This is a genomic window from Micromonospora sp. URMC 106 (genome assembly GCF_051386395.1).
Classification (GTDB): domain Bacteria; phylum Actinomycetota; class Actinomycetes; order Mycobacteriales; family Micromonosporaceae; genus Micromonospora.
In genome coordinates, this window is record NZ_JBPQTP010000204.1 from 1 (window position 1) to 4,239 (window position 4,239).

General features: G+C 72.6%; 4 protein-coding genes. 3 read left to right on the top strand and 1 reads right to left on the bottom strand.

Annotation, left to right across the window (positions count from 1 at the left end; all coding sequences use genetic code 11):
- Positions 1 to 48: 48 nt before the first annotated feature.
- Positions 49 to 681: a uracil phosphoribosyltransferase gene (upp, locus tag ACSNOB_RS31545; RefSeq protein WP_091097998.1), complete on the bottom strand. Its 633-nt coding sequence runs from the start codon at positions 679 to 681 to the stop codon at positions 49 to 51.
- A 133-nt stretch (positions 682 to 814) separates the two neighbouring features.
- Between upp and deoC the strand changes: the two genes are divergently transcribed.
- The 3 genes from deoC to ACSNOB_RS31560 are packed head-to-tail and all read left to right on the top strand — an operon-like array spanning position 815 to position 4,028.
- Positions 815 to 1,774 (top strand): deoxyribose-phosphate aldolase, encoded by a 960-nt coding sequence (deoC, locus tag ACSNOB_RS31550; protein WP_436691042.1) that lies wholly within the window; start codon positions 815 to 817, stop codon positions 1,772 to 1,774.
- A 6-nt stretch (positions 1,775 to 1,780) separates the two neighbouring features.
- Complete coding sequence (locus ACSNOB_RS31555; protein ID WP_436691044.1) at positions 1,781 to 3,211, top strand: aldehyde dehydrogenase family protein; 1,431 nt, start codon at positions 1,781 to 1,783, stop codon at positions 3,209 to 3,211.
- Complete coding sequence (locus tag ACSNOB_RS31560) at positions 3,204 to 4,028, top strand: aldehyde dehydrogenase family protein (RefSeq protein WP_393102442.1); 825 nt, start codon at positions 3,204 to 3,206, stop codon at positions 4,026 to 4,028. The genes ACSNOB_RS31555 and ACSNOB_RS31560 overlap by 8 nt, the downstream gene beginning before the upstream one ends.
- Positions 4,029 to 4,239: the final 211 nt, after the last annotated feature.

The window sequence follows — 4,239 nt, forward strand, 5'->3', positions numbered from 1 at the left end:
CCCGCCCGCCCCGGCGGGCCGGGGCGGGCGGGATGGCGTGGGCGCCGCCTAGAAGCGGGGCATGCCGCCGAACTGGCGGTCGCCGGCGTCGCCGAGGCCCGGCACGATGAACTTCCGGTCGTTGAGGCCCTCGTCGATCGAGGCGGTGACCAGGCGCAGCGGCAGGCCGGAGCGCTCCAGCCGCTCGATGCCGACGGGCGCGGCGAGCACGCAGAGCACGGTGATGTCGGTGCAGCCCCGGTCGGCCAGCAGCCGGCAGCAGTGCTCCAGCGAGCCGCCGGTGGCGAGCATCGGGTCGAGCACCAGCACCGGCAGGCCGCTCAGGTCCCGGGGCAGCGACTCCATGTAGGCGCGCGGCTCGTACGTCTCCTCGTCGCGGGCCAGCCCGACGAAGCCCATCGACGACTCCGGCAGCAGGCCGAGCGCGGCGTCGGCCATGCCCAGGCCGGCCCGCAGCACCGGCACCAGCAGCGGCGGGTTCGCCAGCCGGGTGCCCTCGGTGCCGGTGACGGGGGTCTGCACCGGGTACTTCTCGACGGGGAACGAGCGCGCGGCCTCGTACACCAGCATGGTGGTGAGTTCGTGCAGCGCCGCCCGGAACGAGGAGGAGTCGGTGCGCGCGTCCCGCATGGCGGTCAGCCGCGACTGGGCGAGCGGATGGTCAATGACGTGTACGTCCACGATCGCTCAACCTACCGGTCCGCCGGCCCCGGCACTGCGGGTGCGGCCCGACCAGCGACGCCGCTCACCACCCGGCCGGCCGACCGCACCGTGACCAAGATCACGCGGCGGTCGGATGCGTAGACTTCGGGGCATGACGGCGACAGCGACGTCGGCCCGGTCGGAGCTCTCCGAGCTGGGACGATCCGAGACCGCTCTGCGGACCTTCCTGCACGGCCTGCCCGGCGTGGACCAGGTCGGCGCGGAGCAGCGGGCGGCACAGCTCGGCACCCGCTCCATCAAGACCACGGCCAAGGCACAGGCGATCGACCTGGCGATCCGGATGGTCGACCTGACCACCCTGGAGGGGGCGGACACCCCCGGCAAGGTGCGGGCGCTGGCCGCGAAGGCGCTGCGCCCCGACCCGGCCGACCCGTCCTGCCCGCACGTCGGCGCGGTCTGCGTCTATCCCGCGATGGTCCCGCACGTGGCCGAGGTGCTGCACGGCTCGGGCGTCCACCTGGCCAGCGTGGCGACCGCCTTCCCGTCCGGGCAGGCCCCGCTGGAGGTCAAGCTCGCCGACACGCGGGCCGCAGTCGCCGCCGGCGCCGACGAGATCGACATGGTGATCAACCGGGGCGCGTTCCTGGCCGGGCGTTACAAGGAGGTGTACGACGAGATCGTCGCCACCAAGGAGGCCTGCGGGGACGCCCATCTCAAGGTGATCCTGGAGACCGGCGAGCTGGCCACGTACGACAACGTGCGCCGCGCCTCCTGGCTGGCGATGCTGGCCGGCGGCGACTTCATCAAGACCTCCACCGGCAAGGTCCCGGTCGCGGCGACGCCCCCGGTGACGCTGGTGATGCTGGAGGCGGTGCGCGACTTCCGGGCCGCGACCGGCCGGCAGGTCGGCGTGAAGCCGGCCGGCGGCATCAAGACCACCAAGGACGCGATCAAGTACCTGGTGATGGTCAACGAGACCGTCGGCGCGGACTGGCTGGACCCGGACTGGTTCCGCTTCGGCGCGTCCAGCCTGCTCAACGACCTGCTCATGCAGCGCACCAAGCTGACGACCGGCACCTACTCCGGTCCCGACTACTTCACCCTGGACTGAGAGCCGATGTTCGAATACGCACCCGCCCCCGAGTCCCGCTCGGTGGTGGACATCAAGCCCTCGTACGGGCTCTTCGTCGACGGGAAGTTCGTCGACCCGAGCGACGGCGGCACCTTCAAGTCGGTCAACCCGGCCTCGGAGGAGGTGCTCGCCGAGATCGCCGAGGCCGGCGCGCAGGACGTGGACCGCGCGGTCCGCGCCGCCCGGGAGGCGTACGAGCGGGTCTGGGGCCCGATGCCGGGCCGGGACCGGGCCAAGTACCTGTTCCGGATCGCCCGGATCATCCAGGAGCGCTCCCGCGAGCTGGCGGTGCTGGAGTCGCTGGACAACGGCAAGCCGATCAAGGAGTCCCGCGACGTCGACCTGCCCCTGGTCGCCGCGCACTTCTTCTACTACGCGGGCTGGGCCGACAAGCTGGAGCACGCCGGCTTCGGGCCGGACCCGAAGCCGGTCGGCGTGGCCGCGCAGGTCATCCCGTGGAACTTCCCGCTGCTGATGCTGGCGTGGAAGATCGCCCCGGCCCTGGCCGCCGGCAACACGGTGGTGCTGAAGCCGGCCGAGACGACCCCGCTGACCGCGCTGCTCTTCGCCGAGATCTGCCAGCAGGCCGACCTGCCGGCCGGCGTGGTCAACATCGTCACGGGCGCGGGCGACACCGGCCGGGCGCTGGTCGAGCACCCGGGCGTGGACAAGGTCGCCTTCACCGGCTCGACCGAGGTGGGGCGGGCCATCGCCCGCTCGGTGGCCGGCACCCGCAAGAAGCTCACCCTGGAGCTGGGCGGCAAGGCGGCCAACATCGTCTTCGACGACGCCCCGGTCGACCAGGCGGTCGAGGGGATCGTCAACGGCATCTTCTTCAACCAGGGGCACGTCTGCTGCGCCGGCTCCCGGCTGCTGGTCCAGGAGTCGGTCGCCGACCGGGTGCTGGAGTCGCTGAAGCGGCGGATGGCGCAGCTCCGGGTCGGCGACCCGTTGGACAAGAACACCGACATCGGCGCGATCAACTCCGCCGCCCAGTTGGCCCGGATCCGCGAGCTGTCCGACGCGGGGTCCGCCGAGGGCGCCGAGCGCTGGTCGCCGCCGTGCGAGCTGCCCGAGCGCGGCTTCTGGTTCGCGCCGACGATCTTCACCGGGGTCACCCAGGCGCACCGGATCGCCCGCGAGGAGATCTTCGGGCCGGTGCTGTCCGTGCTGACCTTCCGCACCCCGGCCGAGGCCGTCGAGAAGGCCAACAACACGCCGTACGGGCTGTCGGCCGGGATCTGGACCGACAAGGGCTCCCGGATCCTGTGGATGGCCGACCGGCTGCGCGCCGGGGTGGTCTGGGCCAACACGTTCAACAAGTTCGACCCCACCTCGCCGTTCGGCGGCTACAAGGAGTCGGGCTACGGTCGCGAGGGCGGCCGGCACGGGCTGGAGGGCTACCTCAATGTCTGAGCGGGTCGCGGTACGCAAGACGTACAAGCTCTTCATCGGCGGGAAGTTCCCGCGCAGCGAGTCGGGACGGTCGTATCTCGTGCAGGACGCCAACGTTTCCCTCGCCTCCCGCAAGGACGCGCGGGACGCCGTCGTCGCCGCCCGCGCCGCCGTGAAGGGCTGGGCCGGGGCGACCGCGTACAACCGGGGTCAGATCCTCTACCGGGTCGCCGAGATGCTGGAGGGCCGGCGCGAGCAGTTCGTCGCGCTGGGCGTGCCGGGCGACGAGGTGGACGCGGCCGTCGACCGCTGGGTCTGGTACGCGGGCTGGTCCGACAAGCTCCCCCAGGTGTACGGCGGGGCCAACCCGGTCGCCGGGCCCTACTTCAACCTGTCGGCGCCCGAGCCGACCGGCGTGGTGGCCGTGGTGGCCCCGGAGTCCCCGGCGCTGCTCGGCCTGGTCAGCGTGATCGCCCCGGCGATCGTCAGCGGCAACACGGTGGTGGTGGCGACCTCGCCGACGCAGCCGCTGGCGGCGGTGACCCTGGCCGAGGTGCTCGCCACCTCCGACCTGCCCGGCGGGGTGGTGAACCTGCTCACCGGCCGGATCACCGAGACCGTGCCGACGTTGGCCGCCCACATGGACGTCAACGCCATCGACCTGACCGGGGTGACGGACGCCGAGCTGGCGGCGGAGCTGGAGGTCAAGGCGGCGGAGAACCTCAAGCGGGTGCTCCGGCCGGCCCCGGCCGACCACGACTGGTCCGCCGACCCGGGCATCACCCGGATGACCACGCTGCTGGAGACCAAGACCGTCTGGCACCCCAAGGGGGTGTGACCAGCCCGATCGGTCTCGCGACCGGGCCTGCCGGGTCTCCGCGAAGTCGCGAGCCATCGCGCCGGCGGTCTCGACGGTGTCGGTGTAGGTCGCCCCGAGCGGCACCAGCAGTCCGTCCGGTCCGCGGTGGGTGGGGTTTCGGGGGAGCGCCGCCCGCTCCGGGCGGGGAGGCTTGATCTCACTCGGTCCGCGGTGGGTGGGGTTCTGGGGG